Origin of the sequence: Mixta theicola, assembly GCF_002895925.1 — a bacterium.
Lineage (GTDB): Bacteria > Pseudomonadota > Gammaproteobacteria > Enterobacterales > Enterobacteriaceae > Mixta > Mixta theicola.
Window position 1 is genome coordinate 1 of the sequence record NZ_NWUO01000064.1, and the last position, 480, is coordinate 480.

1 protein-coding gene is annotated in these 480 nt (G+C 67.1%); it reads right to left on the reverse strand.

Annotated features, from left to right (window positions below):
• Positions 1-480, reverse strand: a 480-nt coding sequence (locus COO59_RS20640; protein WP_276308284.1) for a contractile injection system protein, VgrG/Pvc8 family, incomplete at both ends; no start/stop codon positions are given.

The following is a 480-nucleotide window of genomic DNA, read 5'->3' on the forward strand; positions in this document are numbered from 1 at the left end:
ATACTTTTCGCCCTGCGCGTGCTCCACAAAGCGTCCCGGCCACTCGAACACGTCAATCTCTCCCGGCTGCGGCGACGCCGGGTTCTGCCGCGCCTGCAGCAGCCACGCGTTCGGCTTACGGAAGTCGTAGTCGTCAATGCTGCAGATGCCCGGCGTCACGCTGTCCTCCAGCGCCCACTGGCTCACCCCCTGCGCCGACGTCACCCCGCCGCTGCCCGTCACGTGATAGGGTATCGCCTCATAACCCGGCCACGGCCCGTGCGCCTCCGGCGCGTCCGCCAGCACCATCACGTGCCGGTCCGCCTCGTGGCGGAACCAGTAATATATCCCCTCCAGCTCCATCAGCCGGCTGATGAAGGCGAAGCTGCTCTCCTGGTACTGCACGCAGTACTCCCACGCCCGGTAGCTGCCGCTCAGCCGGTCCTCCACCTGCACCCCGTACTCCGCCAGCAGCCGGTGGATTATCTGCACCGCCGTCTG